The 500-nt window shown below is 48.2% G+C and carries 2 tRNA genes and 1 rRNA gene; all 3 read right to left on the reverse strand.

What is annotated here, in order from left to right:
* Positions 1–108: 108 nt before the first annotated feature.
* The 3 genes from AB4167_RS21890 to AB4167_RS21900 all read right to left on the reverse strand — a co-directional run bounded on the left by AB4167_RS21890 (position 109) and on the right by AB4167_RS21900 (position 450).
* Positions 109–185, reverse strand: a tRNA-Asp gene (locus tag AB4167_RS21890).
* A 31-nt stretch (positions 186–216) separates the two neighbouring features.
* A 5S ribosomal RNA gene (gene rrf / locus AB4167_RS21895) occupies positions 217–332 on the reverse strand.
* Between the two features lie 41 nt (positions 333–373).
* Positions 374–450, reverse strand: a tRNA-Thr gene (locus tag AB4167_RS21900).
* Positions 451–500: the final 50 nt, after the last annotated feature.

The raw sequence follows: 500 nt of genomic DNA on the forward strand, positions 1-500 counted from the left end.
TTAATTTTCCGGATTGGTATCAGGTGACGACACTCATTCGTCGGAGACCAAATTATCGATAGCCAGAAACGACGAAAGCCTAGTCATAAGACTAGGCTTTCTAATAAGTGGCGGAGTGGACGGGACTCGAACCCGCGACCCCCGGCGTGACAGGCCGGTATTCTAACCAACTGAACTACCACTCCGCAGTGTCTATTCAGCATAAAGCAATTTGGAGCCTGGCGATGTCCTACTCTCACATGGGGAAGCCCCACACTACCATCGGCGCTATTGTGTTTCACTTCTGAGTTCGGCATGGAATCAGGTGGGTCCACAATGCTATGGTCGCCAAGCAAATTCTGTTGTTAACTTGAATAATCAAATCAACTAAATATGGTGCTGATACCCAGACTCGAACTGGGGACCTCACCCTTACCAAGGGTGCGCTCTACCGGGCTGAGCTATATCAGCAATTCAAGAACCGTTTAAAAACGACTCTAAAAATTTAAAGCCTGGCGATG

The organism is Vibrio sp. 10N.286.49.E11 (assembly GCF_041469505.1).
Lineage (GTDB): Bacteria > Pseudomonadota > Gammaproteobacteria > Enterobacterales > Vibrionaceae > Vibrio > Vibrio crassostreae_C.